Below are 20,096 nucleotides of genomic sequence, written 5' to 3' on the forward strand. Positions count from 1 at the left end.
AACTTACATATTTTTGATAAATTTAAACTCAATTCATCTAATAAAAACATTCAAAAAACATATAAGTCGAAAAATATATTGATTATATACTGCATTTAAGTATATAATCAATATATTTTTTGGTATACTAGTAATAAAATTTAATATATGAAATATTTAACACGTAGAAATAAAATTTAAGATTCGGAAGGGGGATACATGTGAGTAAATCTAAAAACATACTTACAGCGTTATTTGTGTTAGTTATAGTGACAGTAGTTGGATTTTTTTCTCGAATAATTACTTTTCTATCTGACTACAATTGGTTTAAAGAAGTTGGATACACATCTACTTTTATAAAACAAATATTTTCAAAATTATATATAGCAGTTCCTATATTCTTTGTATTAGGGGTGCTAATATATATATATTTAATAAGTATAAAGAAAAGTTATTATCTACATATGAATGTAGTAACTTCTAAAGAAGAGGAAAAACCTATAAAAATAATAACTTTTTTAGGAACGATTGTTATATCTATACTTTTCAGCTTGAGAATATCATCCGGCTTATGGATGGAAATACTTCAATTTAAAAACGCAACATCATTCGATATAAAGGATCCTATATTCAATAATGATATTTCGTTTTATGTGTTTAAGCTACCTTTAATAAATCAAATATTAAATATAATAGTAGGGTTATTAGTATTTTTGTTTATAATAACTATTGTATATTATCTAATGTTAGCATCATTCAAGAAAGAAAATAAGTTTGATGATAATATTAGAAATTTACATGATATGTCTAATATAGGAGATACATTGAAAAATGTAATAAATCTTGCATTAAACCAAATAGCAGTTATAGGGGTTGCATTCTTTATAATAATAGCTATCAAAAGTTATTTAGGATCGTTTGAACTGCTGTATTCTCCAAGAGGAGTAGCGTACGGTGCAAGTTATACGGATGTAAATATAAACCTATGGATGTACAGATTATCTGCAATAGTGGCATTAGTATCAGCAGTATTTGTTGTAATAGCTTATAAGAAAAGAAAGCTAAGAACAGTACTTATAGGACCTATAATTTTAATTATTATAAGCATAGGTTCTTCTATAGTTCAAACTGGGGTGCAAAACTTCATAGTATCTCCAAATGAGATAGCAAAAGAAAGGAAATTCTTAGAGTACAATATAAATTACACTAAGAATGCATATAATCTTAATGAAGTAAAAGAAGAAAATTTTTTAGCTGAACAAAATATAACTATAGAAGATATATTAAAAAATGAACAGACCTTGAGTAATATAAGCATAAATGATTACAGACCAACTAAAGAAACGTATAATCAGATTCAAACATTAAGACCTTATTACAATTTCAATGATGTAGATATTGACAGATACATGATTGACGGTAAGTTAAATCAAGTATTTTTATCTGCTAGAGAGATAAACCAAAATAAATTAGATGAACAAGCAAAAACTTGGCTTAACAAACATATAAAATATACTCATGGATATGGACTTACTATGTCCCCGGTAAATGAAATAACACCTGGTGGAGAGCCTAAGATGGTTATAAAAGACATACCTCCTGTATCTTTAGTTAAAGGTTTAAATGTTGAAAGACCCGAGATATACTTTGGAGAACTTACCGATGAGTATATAGTAACAAATACTTCAGAAAAAGAATTTGACTATCCTAAAGGTGAAACTAATGCTTTTTCTGAATATGATGGAAAAGCAGGTATAAATCTTACTACTCTCAATAGGATTTTATATAGCATAAACCAGAAAAGTTTAAAGTTCTTAGTAGCTGGAAGCATAGACTCTAACAGTAAGATAATACTTAATAGAAATATAACCAAAAGAGTTGAAAAAATAGCTCCGTTTTTATCATTTGATGATGATCCATATTTAGTTTTATCTGGGGGCAAAATGTACTGGATGATAGATGGATATACTTATACATCTAAATATCCATACTCTCAGCCATACTCAGATAATGGTATAAATTATATAAGAAATTCATTTAAAGTTGTTATAGATGCGTATGATGGAACTACAGATTTTTATATAGCTGATAAAAAGGATCCTATGATAAATACGTATAATAAGATATTCCCAGATTTATTTAAGTCTATGGAGGATATGCCTGATGATATAAAAAAACATATAAGATATCCTCAAACTATATTTGATATACAAGCTAAGATATATGAGACTTATCATATGAAAAATACAGAGGTATTTTATAATAAGGAAGACAAGTGGGAAGTAGCTAAAAAATCTAAAAATACTCAAAGTAAACAGGAAGATGAATCTCTAGATATAGAATCAACTTATATAACTTTCAAACTACCTAATGAGGATGAGGTAGAATTTTTACTTACTATACCATATACACCTCAGACCAAACAAAATATGACTGCATTATTTGTTGCAAGAAATGATGAAGACAAATATGGTCAGCTTATAGTGTATAAGTTCCCTAAAGATAAAAATATATTAGGACCAGAGCAAATAGAGGCAAAAATTGATAAAGATCCTGAAATATCCAAGGATTTAACTCAATGGAATACAGGAGGTTCTACTGTAATAAGGGGAACACTACTTACTATACCTATTGAAAATTCTATATTATATGTTGAACCTTTATATATTAAATCTGATTCAAAAAACAGTATACCAGCAGTAGAAAAAATATTCATAGCTTACAAAGACAAGGTAGTTATGAAGAATACTCTGGAAGAGGCATTAAATACCATGTTCAAATCAGACAATCAGAATGTTATAATAGATAAAAATACAGATGAATCTAATGTCGATTTAGACAAAGAACAATTGATTAAGAAGGCTAATGATTTATACAATAAAGCCGGAAGTAGTTTAAAAGATGGAAATTTTGAAGCTTATGGAAGGTATCTAAATGAACTTGGCGATGTACTAAGTAAGCTTGCAAAGTAAACATCAAATTTTAATTAAAATCACAATTTAAGGAGAATTAGATATGGGTATAGAGACATTAAAGGTACTAAAAGACGTTCAAGTGAATATAGCTGAATATTCAATGAATATTCTAGGATCAATATTAATAATTATAGCTGGGATGTTTGTTTCAAAAAAAATAAAGAGAATAACTCAAAGATTTTTAAAAAAATCTAATGTAGATAAATCTCTTATATCATTTGTTTCTCAGCTTGTATATGTATTATGTATAGTATTTGTAAGTGTATCAGCGCTTAATAATCTAGGAATGTCAACAACTTCGTTTGTTGCCGTTATAGGCGCATCTGGATTCGCTGTTGCCTTGGCATTTCAAGGTACACTATCAAATTTTGCATCTGGAATATTGATACTTATATTTAAGCCTTTTAGAACGGGTGACTATATACAAGGAGCGTCAACTGAAGGTAGTGTTGAAGAAATACAAATGTTTAATACAATACTAAAAACTCCAGATAATAAAACTATAATAGTTCCAAATGCGAAATTAACATCAGATAATATAATAAACTTTACACTACAGGATAGAAGAAGAATAGATTTTATATTTGGGATATCATATGATAGCGATATAAGAACAGCAAAAAATATAATTCAAAAAGTATTTAATGAAGAGGATAAAATTTTAAAAGAACCACAGCCTATAATCGGAGTTCAAGCCCTTGCAGATAGTTCGATAAATATAGCAGCAAGACCCTGGGTTAAAACATCTGATTATTGGGATGTATATTATATTTTAATGGAAAAAATAAAATATGAATTCGATAAAAATGGAATAGAAATACCGTACCCTCAAAGTGTTGTATACCACAAACAACTTAAGGTGGAAAAATAAAGCATATATAGAATAAAAAACATAAAAAATGCCTACACTTAATTTTATATAGAAATTTAAATTAAGAGGAGGCATTTTTTATGAAATTAAAAGGAACTAAAACATTAGAAAATTTAATGAAGGCTTTTGTGGGAGAATCCCAAGCTAGAAATAGATATACATTCTATTCTGAAATAGCAAGTGAAGAGGGATATGATCAAATAGCTGAGTTGTTTTTAGAGACTGCGGATAATGAAAAAATACATGCGGAGATATTCTTTGATCATATAAAAGAAGGATTAGAGGGAGAAGAATTTCCAGTACCTGTAGATGTTGCTGCTACATATCCTATTGGTATAGATACAACTTTAAAAAATCTTAAATATGCTGCTATGGGAGAAAATGAAGAATGGGATAAGTTATATCCCCATTTTGCTAAAACTGCAAAGGAAGAAGGGTTTACCTCTATTGCAGCTTCATTTAATATGATAGCTAAGGTTGAGAAAGAGCATGAAGAGAGATATTTAAAGCTTGCTGAGAATGTTAAAAATAATGAAGTATTTGAAAAGAAGGAAACTATATTATGGAAGTGTAGAGTATGTGGATATATACATGAAGGGGATTCAGCTCCTAATCTATGTCCAGTTTGTAAGGTTGGGCAAGGATATTTCGAGATGCATTGTGAAAATTATTAATAATAATCAAGTTTGTTGTAAATCTAGTATTTTAAGAGATATTATAGAAAAAAGTAAAAAAATATAAATTTATACTTGAAATAATTTGATAAAGTGAGTATAATAAACAACAAATAGTTTATAATAATTTTAAAAAGCTGTGAAAGAAACTAGTAAAAAGATAATTGTCATCAGAGAGTGAGTGGTTGGTGAGAACTCATGTCGGTTACTTTTGAATCCATTCTGGAGCTGTCAAGCTGAATTGAAGTAAGTTTGAACGGTGGTCGTCGTTAAAGACATTGAGAGGGTTTTTAATAACCAATCAGGGTGGCAACGCGGAAGATATAAGCTTTCGTCCCTTTATAGGGACGGGGCTTTTTTTATTACAAAAAAAAGAAAAAACAAAATATAAGGAGGAGTAATAATGTTAGATATAAAAAGAATAAGAACTGATTTAGATGGTATAAAGAAAGCCATGGCAAGACGTGGAGAAAAAGATTTTGATTTAGACTTAGTATTAGAATTAGATGATCAAAGAAAAGAACTTTTACAAGAAGTTGAGCAAATGAAAAATGAGCAAAATGTAGCATCAAAAAAAATTCCTAATCTTAAAAAAGAGGGAAAAGACACTACAGAAATAATGGCTAAGTTAAAAGAACTTTCTGATGAAATAAAAGTTCTAGATGAAAAAGTTAAAGAAGTAGAAGATAAAATAGAATATAATTTAATGAGAATACCTAATGTACCTAACCCAAATGTTCCACAAGGAACAACAGATGACGACAATGTAGAGATCAGAAAATGGGGAGAACCAACGAAATTTAATTTCGAATCAAAGGCTCACTGGGATATAGGAACAGATCTTGAAATATTAGATTTTGAAACTGCATCAAAAATAACAGGGTCAAGATTTACATTATATAAAAACTTAGGAGCTAGATTAGAAAGATCTTTAATAAACTTCTTCTTAGATACTCATACAACAGCTGGATACAGTGAAGTATTACCTCCTTTTATGGCTAACAGAGACAGCTTTGTTGGAACAGGACAACTTCCAAAATTTGAAGAAGATATGTTTAAGATAGAAGGAAAAGAATATTTCTTAGTTCCAACAGCAGAAGTACCAGTTACAAACATTCATAGAAATCAAATAATAGATGGAAATACTCTTCCGATACAATACTGTGCTTACACACCATGCTTTAGATCAGAAGCAGGGTCTGCAGGAAGAGATACAAGAGGACTTGTAAGACAACATCAATTTAATAAAGTTGAGCTAGTTCACTTTGTAAAACCAGAAGATTCTTATGAAACACTTGAAAAACTTACAAATGATGCAGAAAAGGTTCTTCAATTATTAGGACTTCCATATAGAGTAGTTAAGATATGTACAGGAGATTTAGGGTTTACAGCTGCATTTAAATATGACTTAGAAGTTTGGATGCCAAGCTATAACAGATACGTAGAAATATCTTCTTGTTCAAACTTTGAAGATTTCCAAGCTAGAAGAGCAGGAATAAGATTTAAAAGAGACAAAAAGGCTAAAGCCGAATATGTTCATACACTTAATGGATCTGGAGTTGCAATAGGAAGAGCTCTTGCTGCAGTACTTGAGAACTATCAACAAGCAGATGGTTCAGTAGTAATACCAGAAGTGTTAAGAGGATATATGGGTGGAGTAGAAAAAATAACTAAGTAGTAAAAGTTCAATTGATATAGGGTTTAATATTAAACCCTATATCATGAATAAGATGTATGAAAATAACATAATATACATTTATAACATTACAATAAAAGTTGAAAAATCATAATAAATATGATATTATAGAACTTGTCAGCTTCAGTAATAATAAATACTGAATCTAAATCCTATAGGTATAATATAAGCTTAGGAGGAAACATGAAAGATTCTTTTTACATGAAAGAAGCTTTAAAAGAAGCTTATAAAGCTTATTTAAAAGAAGAAATTCCCATAGGAGCTATTATAGTAAAAGACAATGAAGTAATAGCAAGAGCACATAATTTAAGAGAGACTATGAAGGATCCAACAGCTCATGCAGAAATACTCGCTATAAGAGAAGCCGCTAAAGTTCTAGGAGGGTGGAGACTTATAGGATGTAAATTATATGTTACTATGGAGCCTTGTATTATGTGTCTAGGAGCTATAAATGAATCTAGAATAAAAACTTTAGTTATTGGAACAAAAAATACTAAAACTGTAGATTCTGAATATAAGCTCAAATTAAAACAAGATTTCCTAAAAAATAAAGATATAGATATAATATTTGGAGTATTAGAAGAAGCAACATCTTCTATTATAAAAAACTTCTTTAGGAAATTAAGAAAGCGTTAGGGAGAGATGTCCGAGTTGGCTTAAGGAGCACGCCTGGAAAGCGTGTATACGGGAAACTGTATCGCGGGTTCGAATCCCGCTCTCTCCGCCAAAAAATTAAAAATGATTTTAAATTTTGCTGTGCTAGACGGGGAGGTAGCGGTGCCTTGTAACCTGCAATCCGCTATAGCAGGGTTGAATTCCATATGGAGGGCTAATACTTGTAGAGCTGCCCTAGATAAGTGGCGATGATATTTGGGTCCTACGCAATGAAAGCTCATGAACTCCGCCAGGTCCGGAAGGAAGCAACGGTAAGTGATCCCTTTCATGTGCCGTAGGGCAGCCTAAATTGAGCTAACTGTCTAGGTAACGTTTATGGGGTTAGAACAATATATGGTGCACAGCATTTAATATAAAAAGTAAAGTCTCTATTTTGAAATGGAGACTTTTTTTAATACAAAGAAATTATAATATTTTAAAGTTTAGGATAACATATATAAGTAGATAAAATTAATTGTAAAATATATATAAAATTTATATTTTATGTATATAAATCTTAAATATGATAATAATATAGAAGAAAATTAAATATATTTTCAATTTCTCCCCTATTTAAAAGACTTCTTACCCCCATAGAAGTCTTTTTTTTTTTAGTATATAATAGATAAGAATGAATATACATAGAGGTGATTTTATGCATAAGGCATTATATAGAGTGTATAGGCCGTTAAAGTTTGAAGATGTAATAGGGCAAGAACATATAACAAAGACACTAAAAAACCAGATAGATAACAACAATATAGCTCATGCATATCTGTTTTCTGGAACAAGAGGAACTGGAAAGACATCTACAGCCAAGATATTTGCAAGAGCTGTTAATTGCATGAATTTAAATAATCATGAACCGTGTAATGAATGTGAAATTTGCAAAGGTATATTAAGCGACAGCATAATGGATGTTGTTGAAATAGATGCAGCGTCTAACAATGGAGTGGATGATATAAGAGAATTAAGAGAAAATGTAAAGTATCCTCCAACAAAAGGCAAATACAAAGTCTATATAATAGATGAGGTCCATATGCTATCTCAAGGAGCGTTTAATGCTTTATTAAAGACATTAGAAGAACCTCCTTATTATATAATATTCATACTTGCAACTACTGAAGCACATAAAATACCTGCAACAATATTATCTAGATGTCAAAAGTATGATTTTAAAAGAGTTAAAGTAGATGATATAGTTCTTCGAATGAAAAAAATATGCAATGATTTAGACATTGAAGTTGAGGAAAAAGCTCTTAATTTAATAGCTAGAAATGCAGGAGGAGCTCTAAGAGATGCTCTGAGTATATTAGACCAGTGTGTATCATATAGTGAGAATGAAATTAAATATTCTGATGTAGTAAATCTTCTTGGAACTGTTAATATAGATTTTTTATTTGATATGAGTAAATATATAATAGAAGAAGATACTAAACATGCACTTGAACTATTGAATGAACTGATAATTTGCGGTAAAGATATAAAACAGTTCTTAACTGATTTAATAGATCATTTTAGAAATTTAATGGTTTGTAAAGTGTCGCATGAAGTATATGAAATAATAAACTTACCAATAGAGACTATAGATTTACTAAAAAACCAATCTGAAAGTGTTGATTTAAATAATATAATAAGAATAATTAACTTATTATCTGATACTCAAAATAATATAAAGTATGCTTCAAATTCTAGAATTCTAGTTGAGATAGCTATAATGAAACTGTCTGAGCCTGCACTTAAATTAGATGAGAAATCTATATTAAATAGAATACAAAATATAGAAAACATAATAAAAAATGGTGTAAGTATATCTAAAAATGATAATACTATAAACAATAAAAATGATACATCTAAAAAAAATGAAAACCATGCTAAAGAAATTAAAAAGATTAAAAATCCAGATATAATTGAAATTGAAAAAGCATGGCCGGAAATATTAGAATACATGAAAAATGATAAACAAATGTCTATTCAGGCCATGTTAAAAGAAATTAATGATTTTGAAATGGATCAAAATACACTCATAATTTTGGTTGAAGATAAATTTAAATTTATAAAAGATAGATTGAATAGGGATAACGAAAAATTATATATAAAAAGTGTTATAAATAATATAACCGATCAAAATATAAATGTAAGAATAGAATTAAAATCAGATATGACAACCAGTCAAACAAATGATCAAGAGGATGAAGGCATGAGAATATTAGAAAATGTATTCCCAAAAGAGATGATACAAGTAAAGGACTCTATAAAAGAAACTTAGAACATAGTAATTAATATATGCTATAATATAGGGTAAAGTGATTTTTAAAGGAGGATAAATTATGGCTAAAAAAGGATTCCCAGGAATGGGAGGAAATATGAATAATATGTTAAAGCAAGTTCAAAAAATGCAAAAAGAAATGGAAAAAATGCAAGGACAACTTGAAGAGAAAGAAGTTGAGGCTTCTGTTGGTGGTGGAGCTGTTGTAGTTAAGGTAAATGGTAAAAAGGAGATATTAGATATAGCTATAAAGCCAGAAGTTGTAGATCCTGATGATATAGAGATGCTTCAAGACTTAGTTCTAACTGCTGTCAATGAAGCTTTAAGAAGTGCAGATGAGATGGTAAATTCTCAAATGTCTAAGGTAACAGGTGGACTTAACCTTCCTGGAATGTTTTAGTAGGTGATAATATGCAAACTTATTCAGGGCCAATATCAAGGCTCATAGAGGAGTTTTCAAAACTTCCTGGCATAGGTAAGAAAACAGCACAAAGGTTAGCTTTTCATGTGATAAATATGAATATGATAGATGTAGAAAAACTATCTGAAGCATTAGTAAATGCTAAAAAACAGATAAAATACTGTTCCGTATGCTGCAATATAACGGATTCTACTAATTGTAATATATGTTCCAATCCAAATAGAAGAGAAGATATTATATGTGTTGTAGAAGACCCAAGAGATGTGGCCGCTATGGAAAAAACTAAAGAATTCATGGGAAAATATCACGTTCTTCATGGAGTTATATCTCCAATGGAGGGAGTAGGTCCTGAAATGATAAAGATAAAGGAATTACTTCAAAGACTAAATAAAGAAACGGTTAAGGAAATCATACTAGCAACTAATCCAACAATAGAAGGAGAAGCTACTGCTATGTATATATCAAGACTTATAAAACCTTTAGGTATAAAGGTTACTAGAATTGCACATGGACTTCCTGTCGGAGGCGATTTAGAGTATGCAGATGAAGTAACTATATCGAAAGCTTTAGAAGGAAGAAGAGAGATATAACCAAGGTTAAATACCTTGGTTTTTTTGTACAAAAATTCGTTTCATGCTAATGTATTTCCTGTTGTTGACGAGTCCTAACAGGCCTTGTTCTCAAAATTCACATACGTTCATGACGCCAACAAGTCTCACGACTCTGTTGCTTAAAAATATTTGATAGTTAAGCTCATTATTCAATGTTATATATATATTGCAAAATATATGATTTTTTTAAAGATAAAAAGACTCTAACTTATTGAAATTGAGATATGTCTGATGTATAATTTTTATATAATTTATTGGATGATAAATTATTATATTAAAATTAAAGTAGAGGTGTAAGTATGAAGGTCTTTATGAGTTCTGAAGAACATGAGGCTATGAAGAAAAGAAGAAAAGAAAGTGTAAAATTAAAAGGGCAAGAAAAATATGATTACGAGTGTGAAGAAAAACTAGAAAATTTACTTAAGAAAAGTACTAAATCTAAAAAGTCAAAACCAAATAATAAAAGAAACAGTGGGTTTAAAAATAACTATAAAAATTTCGAATATGATTATGAGGAAGATTTTTATGACCCCGATTTCAATAGATATTAAATAAAGCAGGCTAGATGCCTGCTTTATTTAATTTTTGATATTATTAAATTAGATATATTTTCGGATGAGTTTAATTTTTTCAAACTTTTTATATTGCTTTTTAAATTATTTAATCTATTTGGATTTTCCATTAAAAGAGTTATTAGGATTTTTAAGTTATATTTTTCAGTTGTTTTAAGTGCTACTCCACTATTTAGCAAAAAATCTAGGTTTTCTCCTTCTTGACCAGGTATATAATAAGGTATTATCATAGGGATTTCCTTTAGAAGCGCTTCGGTAGTAGTTAACCCTCCTGGTTTTGTAATTAAAATATCAGATACTGATAAAATATCATTCATTTTATTTGTAAATGGAAGAATAACTACATGTTTATCTGTATTTGTAGAATCTAACGTTTTTTGTATTTTATCTTTTAGTGAAGAATTTCTCCCCGTAACAACTATAATCTGAAAGTCTTTGTTAATACTCAATAAATCTAAAAATGCTTCTTTTATATTACCTGCACCAAAGCTACCACCCATTAATAAAACTGTAAACTTATCTTCTAAGTTAAGTTCTTTTTTTATACCTTCTACATCGCTTGATAAGAATGATTTTTCAATGGGAATACCGTATGGGTATATTTTATCTTTAGATATGCCTTCCTCTTCTAATAAATATTTAACATATTCATCTCCTACTATATAATTATCAACTTCCTCTTGAATCCAGGTAGAATGTATAGTGTAATCTGTAAGAATTGATATTATGGGTATATCTATTACATTATTTTTTTTCAAATTACTAACAGCCATCAAAGGAAATGGATGTGTTCCTATTATTGCATCTGGCTGCATGGTATTTATTAATTTCTTTAACTTTCTTATCATATACGTAAGTACAAGATTACTATTTATTTCATTTTTACTTATTTTAAGATCTGATATTTTATAGATTGTACCGTAAGCCTTAGGTGTGTACATAGCTGATTTTTCATACCCTTTAGATATTATTTTATCTATTGTAGGACTTACAAATTTTAAACTATCTATTATTTCACAATCTATATTTTTAGCAAACAATTCTTCTTGTATTGCTTTTGCAGCTCTATTATGACCACCACCAGTAGAAGCAGAAAGTATTAATATTTTTTTCATAGTAAATCCTCCTATGTAAAATTATAGAATAAAAACAAGTATTTAACAATAAAAAGTGTTAGTATAAGATTCTAAATGAAGACTTTTGAAATTCATTATAGAAGTTATATATGAATAATATTCTATTCATTATAAAAAATAACATATTTTAAGTATATATAACTATATTTTTTATGGGCATATTATATTTATGAGGTAAGATTATTTTATAATATATTATAAGATTTTTAAATGGAAATAAAAAATAAATGTTTTAAAACTTTATTTTGGGAAATCTATATAATATAAAGTAAGAGATATTTAGATACAATTGTTTTAGAATATAAGAGCTTTAAGGAGGATTACAATATGAATAAGAAGATAGAAATATATAGTAGTAATACATGTGGATATTGTACTATGGCAAAGGATTATTTTAATAAAAATGATTTAGAATATATAGAGTATAATATATCTGAAGATGCTGCTTCTAGAAAAAGATTAATGAAAATGGGATATATGTCAGTTCCTGTTATATTAATAGAAGGTGAAGAAGTATTAGGATTTGATAAAGATAAAGTAGAAAAAATGCTAAAATCTTAATAAAAAAAGCTGCGATAAATTTATCGCAGCTTTTTTTATTAAGATTTTAATATACTAAGGGATTATAAAATTTTCGTTTTGTAGATAACATTGATGGAAGAACTGTACTTGCAATTATTTTGAGCAACGGAGCCCGTAGGAATCGTTGGGGACATGAGCTATTCGATAGCATAAAGCAAATTTTTTATATTTTGGAATATAATGAAATACATTCATTGGGAATTAATAACATAAAACTAAAAGTATAACTATTCTTATCTAATTTAATATATGATTTATATGTACTTAAAAAAATAGATAAAATCGTATTACTGTATAGGAGGTGTAGAATAGGTTGGCTGACTTACTGAAAATTTTCAAAAAAAATTCCTTGGTCAAGAGATTAGATAGAATAAAAATGGGGGATAAACTGGAAAGAGAAAAAATAATAGAAGAATATATTCCGTTTATTATAAAAACAGTATCTAGTGTAACTAATAGGTACATAGAGTCTGAAAATAGTGAAGAATATAGTGTTGGATTAGAAGGCTTTAATGAAGCTATAGATAAATATGAATCTAAATATGGGAATTTCATATCATTCGCTAAGCTTGTTATATCTAGCAGGACGAAAGATTATTTAAGAAAAATAAAAAAAGATTCTAAAGTAATATCTATAAATCAATTCCCAAAAGAAGAACAAGAAAAAATATATAACAATTTAAAAACAAAAGATTTTGTAGAGGCTTCGATATTAAAGGAAGAAATAAAAACTTTTGAAAATAAATTGAGTGATTTTGATATAACATTTAATGATTTATTAAATGAGGCTCCAAAACATAAAGACACTAGGATGAATGCTATTAATATAGCAAAATATATATTCGAAAATGATTCCATAAAAATGGAATTGATGACTAAGAAACGAATACCAAATTCTAAAATAATAAAGGACTTGAATGTAACACAAAAGATTTTGAAAAGAAGCAGAAAATTTATTATTGCAACAGTACTAATATTAGAGGGTGATTCTGATTTGTTAAAAAGTTATATTACACTTGATGAAGAAGGTGTTAAAATATGATATATAAAGCTTGTATTATGAAAATTGAAGATGATTTTGCTATTGTACTAAGTGATGATATGCAGTATAGAAAAATTATAAAAAAAGATGGAATGAATATAGGAAATAATATTATTTTTGTAGAAGAGGATATTTATAGAGAAAAGAAAATAAATTATAAAAGGATTTCTGCTTTGGCAGCTGTAGTATTTGTTTTATTTATGTCTATTAATATATTTAATATAAAAAACAATAAAAACATAGCTACGGTAGCTGTCGTAAGTTTAGATATAAACCCAAGTATTGAGTTTGAATTAAACAAAAAGGGAGTAGTGCTAAAAGTAAACAATATAAACGAAGAAGCTAATAAAATAATAGATGAAAAAGCTGTTGGCAAAAGAATTGAGGATGCATTATATATTACTATAAACAATGCTAAAGAAAAGAATTACTTATCTGTACAAAAAAATTCTGTTTTAATATCAGCTGTTATATTAGATTCTAGCATGAAAAATAAATTAAAAGTAGAAACAGATCTTCAAACAAAATTGAATGAAGATGAAAGTGATAATTATATAAATATTGTGTATTTAGAATCCAACAAAAATAATATGAAAAATGCGCATAAAAATGATATGTCTATTGGTAAATATGAAGCATTTAAAGAAATAAAAAAACAGAATACAAATGTAAGCATATATGAAGTTAAAAATATGAAGGTAAATCAGATTTTTGATAAAAGTGGAAATATATATAGCGATATTACTAAAGTTGATAAACAAGATAAATCTATTAAAGATAAAATCGATAATAGTAATATAGAAAGTGAAGAAAAAATAAATAAAATCAATAACTTTGAAAACAAATTAGAAGAAATAGATTATCTAGAAGAGTTACAAGATAATCAAGGTACACAAAAAATAATACAAACTTATGATAAAAATCAAAATAAAAACAAAGAAGATAAAGAAGATAAAGAAGAAAAATATAAATATAAAAAAAATAAAGAGGATAAGGAAAAATATAAAAAAGAAAAAGAAGATAGAAACGAGGATAAAAAAAAAGATAATTATAAATTCAAAGATAAAATAAAAAACGATTATAGTAAAAAAGATAAAAGTAATAAAAATAATTACAAGCCTAAAAAAAACAAAAATAATCATAATTTTAAAAATAAGGAATAAATAAAAAACAGTTGGATAAACAATTCAACTGTTTTTTTGTTCTGGTACCAAAATAAGAGTTTACTTTCGTAATATATTAAGAAAATAAAATGTGAAGGAGAGTTTTATATGAAATTATTACAAAAGAGGATTATATCTGCATTACTTGTTTCTACGATTGTATTTACAGGACCAGCTGCGATAAGTGCAAATGCACAAGGGAAAGAATATCAAAAAAATAAAGATAATAAAAAATATGAACAAATGGGAAAAATCAAATATGAAAAAGCTAATATAGACAAAATAAAGATAGAAATAGAATTTGAAAAAGAAAAAGTAGAAAAAGAAATTAAAAAAGCAAAAGAAAGTAAAGATGATAAGTTGGCAAATGAGTTGCTAAAGAAAATAGAAGAATTACAAAATAGTATAGATAAATTAACTAAAAATATTAAAGATATAAAAAGACAGATGAAGCAAATAGCTAAAGAGAAGTATACACAAGAAGAATTAGAACAACTAGAAGATATAGCTAAGAAAATAAAAGAAAAGAATAAGAATATATCTGTACTACCAGTTGAAAATATTATAAGTGAAGAATTAAATATGAAATTTGATACACCTCCTGTTATAAAGTATGGAAGAACTTTAGTTCCAGTAAGAGCTATATCTGAAGGATTTGGGGCAGATGTTAAGTGGAATGCTGAGGAAAAAAAGGTTATAATAACTAAAGAGGATGTTGAAATTATATTAAGCTTAGAAGATGGGAAAGCTTATGTTAATGGAGAAGAAAAAGAAATAGATGTTCCGGCTGAAATAATGAGTAATAGAACTATAGTTCCATTAAGATTTATTGCTGAAAATTTAGGATTAGATGTTGATTATGATAAAGAAACGGAAACTATTGAATTAGAAGAATCAACTGAAGATGAAACAGATCAAGAAGACGTAACTACTGAAGAGTCAACTGAAGTTGAAACAGATCAAGAAGATGTAACGACTGAAGATGAAACGGATGAATTATAGTCATAAACAAAAAAAGAGTTCATATGAACTCTTTTTTTACGCTTAAGGAAATTATATGATTTTCAAATTGCGGATAATATTGATAAAAAAACTACACTTACAACTATTTTTGAGCAACGGAACCCGTAGGGATCGTTGGTGACATGAGTCAATGCGTAGCGACTAGACGAATTTTTTAGTTTATATATTAATATTTTCTCCTGGATTTAAAATATTAACATTACAAGATTTAATATTATCCTTTAATAAATTAGGATCAGCATTTATAGCTTCAAAGGTATTAAAGTGCATAGGAATAACATTTTTAGGTTTTATAAACTCTATGGCTTTTATGCAATCGTCAATATCCATTGTAAATACTCCACCTATAGGCAACATAGCAAAATCTATATTCTCAGACTCTAAAAGTTTCATTTCTATAGACAAGCCTGTATCCCCCGAATGATATATTTTATGATTTTCAATTTCTAATAAAAAGCCACATGGATTACCAGCATATATTAAATGAGTACCTTCATAAATACTAGAACCATGTAGAGCAGAAGTCATCTTTACTTTTCCGAAAGATGGATTAATACGCCCTCCTATGTGCATAGGCATACATTTTATATTGTATTTAGATAAATATAAAGATATTTCAAAATTACATATTACAGTACTATTGTATTTTTTAGATACTAGAATAGTATCTCCCATATGATCATTATGTCCATGAGTAACTAATATGTAGTGTATATGAGGTAATTCCTTCAAATTGATTGGACAATTAGGATTATCTTTTATAAATGGATCTATTAAAATGTTGTATTGTGAAGTTTGAATTAAGAAAGCAGAGTGACCTAAATATTTTACTAACATACTAAAAACCTCCTTTACTATATTATATACTATAATAATTTAAAAAAACATTTAAGCTAATACGTCTATATTATTAGTTTTTCTTGACTTTAATAGGAATAGAATAGGTATTAGATAGCACAAAAATGAGTATGGAATAAAATTAATAGAAGGAACGCCTAAAAGCGTAGAGGCTACAATAGAATTTATATTCCAAGGTATCAAAGGAACTGTTATTGTTCCGCTATCACTTAGACATTGACCTAAATCTTCTTTTTCTAAATTATAATTAATAAATATATCCTTCATAAATTTACAGGGAATAATTATCCCAACTGTTTGGTTACATGTTAATGTATTTAATATTATGCTTAATAAAGAGCATTTTTTTAGCAAATCATATTTATTTTTTATTGACGAGATTAATTTATTTATCAAAATATTCAAACTATTTGTCGCATCTAATAAACCAGTAAGAGCAGTTGCACTTATTATGGTAAATACGACAGGTAGCATTGATATAAATCCACCTCCGTTTATTATATTAGAGGTAGAATTAGTTTCATGAAATCCAATTAATGATGTTTTTATTAAGGTAAATATACTAGCATGTTGAATTAAAATGCTTATTAAGAAGCTAGAACATAATGATATTATTATGCATTTAATTATATTTATTCTTATTACTAATTAGTATAAAAAGTAATATTACTGGAATTAAGCAAAATATGTTTATATTAAAATTCTTAGATAATTGTACTAAGATATCATTTAAATTAGTATAATTATTCACATTATTATATTTGCCCAAAACAAAGTACAAGATGCAGCTAGTTATAAAAGCTGGAAGTAATGTTGTATTCATTTTAGTTATAAGTTTATACGTATTAGAATTTGTCATTTCTATATTCAAATTTAAAGCGCTCGATATAGGCGAAGATCTATCGCCTAAGAATGCACCTGATACTATTGCACCCGCAAGAATAGATGTATTTAAACCTATTGACTTTCCTATTGTTATAATTACAACCCCTATAGTTGATATACTTCCAACTGCAGTTCCTAATATATAGGATATAGAGGACATTATTAGGAATGAGAGAAGTATAAAGTTATATTTTTTTAATGCAGTAAGTCCTAAATGAATCATATATGGTATAGTTCCATACATCATCCATGATGAGGTAAGCATACCTACTAATGAGAGAATTATTATTATACGTTTTGCAGATAAAATACTTGATATTATGTTTTTGTTTAAATCTGTGTAATGGTATTTATTTAATATTGAATTTATATATACAAATAAGGCGGAAATTGATATTCCTATATATACGGGTTTTTTAATCATTACGGATATTGATATTAATATAAGTGGTACTAATATATTTTTCATATTAAACAACCTCTCAATAAGATTATAATAAAGCAAAACTTAATTCAGATGGAGTTTTAGAACTTTTAGTTTTCATATAAATAAAAAATAAGGGCCATATAGGCCCATGATTTATTCTATAATATATTCTTCTTTAGGAAGCTTGTGCATTGTGATTCCTGTAAATCCATAGAATATAGATATTATAGGATTTATTAGATTTAAGAATGCAAAAGGTAAATATGCAAATGGATGAACTCCTAATGTTGCAAACATATATGCCCCGCATGTATTCCAAGGAATAAGAGGAGATGTCAAGGTTCCTGAATCTTCAAGCGCTCTTGATAAATTTTTAGGGTGAAGACCTTTCTTAGCATAAGCATCTTTATACATTCTTCCTGGAATAACTATTGAAAGATATTGTTCTCCTGTAACTAAGTTTACGAATATGCAAGAGAATATAGTAGCTGTAACAAGTCCACCTGTACCTCTTGCTAACTTTAATACGTTTTCTGCTATAACTTCTAGCATACCTGTCTTTTCAAGAATTCCTCCAAGTGTTAAAGCACATAGTATCAAAGATACTGTCCACATCATAGATTGAAGACCACCACGACTTAACAGCGAGTCTACCGCTTCAATTCCTGTTTGAGATACGAATCCATCATTAGCAGCTGTTATTATTTCTCCTAGTGATGATTTTTGGAATATAGCAGCAAATATTCCTCCAAGTAAAGAACCTGTTATAAGTCCTGGAATAGCTGGAACTTTTAGTATAACTATTGTGATTACTATTATAGGTGGAAGGAAGAGTAATGGATTTATGTTAAAACTAGATGATAGAGCACCAAGCATTTGATTTATTATAGTAGGATCTATATTCTTACCTGCATATTTAGCACCTAAGAAACCATAAAGGATAAGAGCGATTATTAAAGATGGCCCAGTTGTGAATAGCATGTGACGAACATGGTCGAATAGATTAGCACCTGCCATGGCTGGTGCCAAATTTGTAGTATCTGATAATGGTGACATTTTATCTCCAAAGTAAGCACCAGATATGATTGCACCTGCAACAATATAATTAGGTATACCAAGTCCTTGACCTACACCTAGAAGAGCTATACCAACAGTACCTGCTGTAGTCCAAGAAGATCCTGTAGCGAGAGCAACTATTGCACATATGATACAAGTTGCAACTAAGAATATACCAGGTGATAATATTTGAAGTCCGTAATATATCATAGTAGGAACCACACCGCTTAATATCCAAGTACCTATAATTGTACCTACTATCATAAGAATTAAAACAGCTTGCATTGCCATGTTTATGGTTTTTAAGACACCTTCTTCAAGTTCATTCCACTTGAAACCTAGTCTAGTAGTAGCCATAAGAGCAGCTATAACAGCTCCACAAATCAAAGGAATATGAGGTGATGCTTCATACTTAAAAACCGCAATCCCTATAAATAAAATTAAACATAAAATAGGAATAAGAGCTTCGAGTAAGTTTGCCTTACGTTTTTGTTTTGACATTATAATTTTCCCCCTTTTAAAAATAGTAAAAACTAAGTTTTTAATACTCAGTCATAAGTGTGTTATTTAACTGAATTTAGGTCGGATTAACACAAAAACATAACAATATACATTCGCATCTGTGGTGTTTTGCATATGTGTATTGTTATTTATTTGATAAAATTATAAATGTACTAAAATTATAGCATAAATGTTCTGAAAATTCAATACATTTAAAAACCAGTTATACTTTCAAAATATTTTAAATTACAGATAGTATATTAAACTCTATTAATGAGAAGAATAACAATTATGTTTATTAGATTTCTAGAATATGAATAACATTAATACTTTTAATAAAAATATACTAATATTTGTGTTGAGACTATATATTATAAAGTATTAATGTTAGTTAAAATATATTAAAAATTACTTGTAACATATTAATTTTTAAGTAAAACATAAAAAAATATAAAAAAGTATTGACGTATTACCTTAAAGATGATATATTATTACTTGTCCTCGACAGCGAGGTCGATGAAAAAATACACAATGAACTTTGAAAATTAAACAGTAGGTTATAAATAAATCACAACAGTGATTTTCGGAATAAACAAACAAAAAGTCAGTTTACTGAGTAGACAAACTTTGAGCAACGGAAATTATGAGGCTATGCCGAAAGAATTTCGTTGGCGATATGAGTCAATGCGATAGCATTAGAC

The 20,096-nt window shown here is 28.0% G+C and carries 18 protein-coding genes, 1 tRNA gene, 1 other RNA gene and 1 other annotated feature; of the genes, 15 read left to right on the top strand and 5 right to left on the bottom strand.

Annotated elements, in window-relative coordinates; genetic code table 11:
- Positions 1-200: 200 nt before the first annotated feature.
- From Tmeso_RS14350 to Tmeso_RS14400, 11 genes are all read left to right on the top strand, one after another.
- Entirely contained in the window at positions 201-2,951 is a 2,751-nt protein-coding gene (locus Tmeso_RS14350; RefSeq protein ID WP_099192414.1) for a UPF0182 family membrane protein, read from the top strand.
- Positions 2,952-2,994: 43 nt separating this feature from the next.
- On the top strand, positions 2,995-3,825 hold the full coding sequence (locus Tmeso_RS14355; RefSeq protein ID WP_099192416.1) for a mechanosensitive ion channel family protein: 831 nt from the start codon (positions 2,995-2,997) through the stop codon (positions 3,823-3,825).
- Positions 3,826-3,905: 80 nt separating this feature from the next.
- A complete protein-coding gene (gene rbr / locus Tmeso_RS14360; RefSeq protein WP_099192418.1) occupies positions 3,906-4,499 on the top strand; it encodes a rubrerythrin in 594 nt (197 codons plus the stop codon).
- Positions 4,500-4,629: 130 nt separating this feature from the next.
- Positions 4,630-4,841 (top strand) — a binding site (T-box leader).
- A 61-nt stretch (positions 4,842-4,902) separates the two neighbouring features.
- Positions 4,903-6,177, top strand: a complete 1,275-nt coding sequence (gene serS, locus Tmeso_RS14365; RefSeq protein WP_099192420.1) for a serine--tRNA ligase — start codon at positions 4,903-4,905, stop codon at positions 6,175-6,177.
- Between the two features lie 201 nt (positions 6,178-6,378).
- Complete coding sequence (locus tag Tmeso_RS14370) at positions 6,379-6,831, top strand: nucleoside deaminase (RefSeq protein WP_099192421.1); 453 nt, start codon at positions 6,379-6,381, stop codon at positions 6,829-6,831.
- A tRNA-Ser gene (locus tag Tmeso_RS14375) sits at positions 6,832-6,922 on the top strand.
- Between the two features lie 27 nt (positions 6,923-6,949).
- Positions 6,950-7,214, top strand: an RNA gene (gene ffs / locus Tmeso_RS14380) — signal recognition particle sRNA large type.
- Positions 7,215-7,504: 290 nt separating this feature from the next.
- A complete protein-coding gene (gene dnaX / locus Tmeso_RS14385; protein ID WP_099192423.1) occupies positions 7,505-9,118 on the top strand; it encodes a DNA polymerase III subunit gamma/tau in 1,614 nt (537 codons plus the stop codon).
- A gap of 61 nt (positions 9,119-9,179) precedes the next feature.
- Positions 9,180-9,518 (top strand): YbaB/EbfC family nucleoid-associated protein, encoded by a 339-nt coding sequence (locus Tmeso_RS14390; protein ID WP_099192425.1) that lies wholly within the window; start codon positions 9,180-9,182, stop codon positions 9,516-9,518.
- Positions 9,519-9,529: 11 nt separating this feature from the next.
- Positions 9,530-10,129 (top strand): recombination mediator RecR, encoded by a 600-nt coding sequence (recR, locus tag Tmeso_RS14395; protein WP_099192427.1) that lies wholly within the window; start codon positions 9,530-9,532, stop codon positions 10,127-10,129.
- A 320-nt stretch (positions 10,130-10,449) separates the two neighbouring features.
- Positions 10,450-10,701, top strand: coding sequence for a hypothetical protein (locus tag Tmeso_RS14400; RefSeq protein ID WP_099192429.1), 252 nt, complete (start codon positions 10,450-10,452; stop codon positions 10,699-10,701).
- A gap of 23 nt (positions 10,702-10,724) precedes the next feature.
- On the opposite strand, the gene Tmeso_RS14405 is transcribed toward Tmeso_RS14400, so the two are convergent.
- Positions 10,725-11,837 carry an MGDG synthase family glycosyltransferase gene (locus tag Tmeso_RS14405; protein ID WP_099192431.1) on the bottom strand — a complete coding sequence of 371 codons (1,113 nt, stop codon included), beginning with the start codon at positions 11,835-11,837 and terminating at the stop codon, positions 10,725-10,727.
- Positions 11,838-12,185: 348 nt separating this feature from the next.
- Here Tmeso_RS14405 and Tmeso_RS14410 point away from each other — a divergent pair, with 348 nt between their 5' ends.
- From Tmeso_RS14410 to Tmeso_RS14425, 4 genes are all read left to right on the top strand, one after another.
- Positions 12,186-12,419 carry a glutaredoxin family protein gene (locus Tmeso_RS14410; protein WP_099192433.1) on the top strand — a complete coding sequence of 78 codons (234 nt, stop codon included), beginning with the start codon at positions 12,186-12,188 and terminating at the stop codon, positions 12,417-12,419.
- Between the two features lie 334 nt (positions 12,420-12,753).
- Positions 12,754-13,482, top strand: coding sequence for an RNA polymerase sigma-I factor (gene sigI / locus Tmeso_RS14415; RefSeq protein WP_099192435.1), 729 nt, complete (start codon positions 12,754-12,756; stop codon positions 13,480-13,482).
- Complete coding sequence (locus tag Tmeso_RS14420) at positions 13,479-14,645, top strand: anti-sigma factor domain-containing protein (protein WP_099192437.1); 1,167 nt, start codon at positions 13,479-13,481, stop codon at positions 14,643-14,645. The genes sigI and Tmeso_RS14420 overlap by 4 nt, the downstream gene beginning before the upstream one ends.
- A 108-nt stretch (positions 14,646-14,753) precedes the next feature.
- Positions 14,754-15,647, top strand: coding sequence for a copper amine oxidase N-terminal domain-containing protein (locus Tmeso_RS14425; RefSeq protein ID WP_099192439.1), 894 nt, complete (start codon positions 14,754-14,756; stop codon positions 15,645-15,647).
- A gap of 180 nt (positions 15,648-15,827) precedes the next feature.
- Here the strand turns inward: Tmeso_RS14425 and Tmeso_RS14430 are convergent, their stop codons facing one another.
- From Tmeso_RS14430 to nhaC, 4 genes are all read right to left on the bottom strand, one after another.
- Positions 15,828-16,505 carry a metal-dependent hydrolase gene (locus Tmeso_RS14430; RefSeq protein WP_099192441.1) on the bottom strand — a complete coding sequence of 226 codons (678 nt, stop codon included), beginning with the start codon at positions 16,503-16,505 and terminating at the stop codon, positions 15,828-15,830.
- A gap of 51 nt (positions 16,506-16,556) precedes the next feature.
- Positions 16,557-17,168, bottom strand: a complete 612-nt coding sequence (locus Tmeso_RS14435) for a Na+/H+ antiporter NhaC family protein (protein WP_099192443.1) — start codon at positions 17,166-17,168, stop codon at positions 16,557-16,559.
- On the bottom strand, positions 17,149-17,880 hold the full coding sequence (locus Tmeso_RS14440; RefSeq protein ID WP_099192445.1) for a Na+/H+ antiporter NhaC family protein: 732 nt from the start codon (positions 17,878-17,880) through the stop codon (positions 17,149-17,151). Before Tmeso_RS14440 ends, Tmeso_RS14435 begins: the two co-directional genes overlap by 20 nt.
- Positions 17,881-17,991: 111 nt before the next feature.
- Positions 17,992-19,398, bottom strand: a complete 1,407-nt coding sequence (gene nhaC, locus Tmeso_RS14445; RefSeq protein ID WP_408646069.1) for a Na+/H+ antiporter NhaC — start codon at positions 19,396-19,398, stop codon at positions 17,992-17,994.
- Positions 19,399-20,096: the final 698 nt, after the last annotated feature.

This window comes from Tepidibacter mesophilus (assembly GCF_002724055.1).
Classification (GTDB): Bacteria; Bacillota; Clostridia; order Peptostreptococcales; family Peptostreptococcaceae; genus Tepidibacter_A; species Tepidibacter_A mesophilus.

What these genes read in the sequence shown, in the direction of transcription:
- Tmeso_RS14355 (WP_099192416.1), top strand. Translation starts at nt 2,995, where the DNA reads ATGGGTATAGAGACATTAAAGGTACTAAAAGACGTTCAAGTGAATATA.
- rbr (WP_099192418.1), top strand. Translation starts at nt 3,906, where the DNA reads ATGAAATTAAAAGGAACTAAAACATTAGAAAATTTAATGAAGGCTTTT.
- serS (WP_099192420.1), top strand. Translation starts at nt 4,903, where the DNA reads ATGTTAGATATAAAAAGAATAAGAACTGATTTAGATGGTATAAAGAAA.
- Tmeso_RS14370 (WP_099192421.1), top strand. Translation starts at nt 6,379, where the DNA reads ATGAAAGATTCTTTTTACATGAAAGAAGCTTTAAAAGAAGCTTATAAA.
- dnaX (WP_099192423.1), top strand. Translation starts at nt 7,505, where the DNA reads ATGCATAAGGCATTATATAGAGTGTATAGGCCGTTAAAGTTTGAAGAT.
- Tmeso_RS14390 (WP_099192425.1), top strand. Translation starts at nt 9,180, where the DNA reads ATGGCTAAAAAAGGATTCCCAGGAATGGGAGGAAATATGAATAATATG.
- recR (WP_099192427.1), top strand. Translation starts at nt 9,530, where the DNA reads ATGCAAACTTATTCAGGGCCAATATCAAGGCTCATAGAGGAGTTTTCA.
- Tmeso_RS14400 (WP_099192429.1), top strand. Translation starts at nt 10,450, where the DNA reads ATGAAGGTCTTTATGAGTTCTGAAGAACATGAGGCTATGAAGAAAAGA.
- Tmeso_RS14405 (WP_099192431.1), bottom strand. Translation starts at nt 11,837, where the DNA reads ATGAAAAAAATATTAATACTTTCTGCTTCTACTGGTGGTGGTCATAAT.
- Tmeso_RS14410 (WP_099192433.1), top strand. Translation starts at nt 12,186, where the DNA reads ATGAATAAGAAGATAGAAATATATAGTAGTAATACATGTGGATATTGT.
- Tmeso_RS14420 (WP_099192437.1), top strand. Translation starts at nt 13,479, where the DNA reads ATGATATATAAAGCTTGTATTATGAAAATTGAAGATGATTTTGCTATT.
- Tmeso_RS14425 (WP_099192439.1), top strand. Translation starts at nt 14,754, where the DNA reads ATGAAATTATTACAAAAGAGGATTATATCTGCATTACTTGTTTCTACG.
- Tmeso_RS14430 (WP_099192441.1), bottom strand. Translation starts at nt 16,505, where the DNA reads ATGTTAGTAAAATATTTAGGTCACTCTGCTTTCTTAATTCAAACTTCA.
- Tmeso_RS14440 (WP_099192445.1), bottom strand. Translation starts at nt 17,880, where the DNA reads ATGAAAAATATATTAGTACCACTTATATTAATATCAATATCCGTAATG.